This window comes from Anaerobacillus alkaliphilus, assembly GCF_004116265.1.
Lineage (GTDB): Bacteria > Bacillota > Bacilli > Bacillales > Anaerobacillaceae > Anaerobacillus > Anaerobacillus alkaliphilus.
Genome location: NZ_QOUX01000061.1, coordinates 1 through 378, shown reverse-complemented (window position 1 = coordinate 378; position 378 = coordinate 1). Strand labels below are relative to the sequence as shown.

At 39.4% G+C, this 378-nt stretch carries 2 rRNA genes; both read left to right on the top strand.

What is annotated here, in order from left to right:
* Positions 1-124 (top strand): 23S ribosomal RNA (locus DS745_RS24310); the annotation flags it as partial.
* Positions 125-298: 174 nt separating this feature from the next.
* Positions 299-378 (top strand): 5S ribosomal RNA (rrf, locus tag DS745_RS24305); the annotation flags it as partial.

The following is a 378-nucleotide window of genomic DNA, read 5'->3' as shown; positions in this document are numbered from 1 at the left end:
GATGAGATTTCCCTTGGAGTTAATCCAGTAAGACCCCTTAAAGATGATGAGGTTGATAGGTCTCGGGTGGAAGCACGGTGACGTGTGGAGCTGAGAGATACTAATAGGTCGAGGACTTATCCTAAAATAAGAATTGATTTTCTTACTCAAGTCTTAAATGTGTGTTATCTAGTTTTCAGGGAATGACCCTGTTGGAATTATGAATTAACAAATATGAATTATGAATTGTTTATAGCTTCTCGGAGAAGCTCAAAGAACAATTGAACATTCATAATTGACAATTCACAATTGAATAAAATCTAGTGGCGATAGCGAAGAGGTCACACTCGTTCCCATGCCGAACACGATCGTTAAGCTCTTCAGCGCCGATGGTAGTTG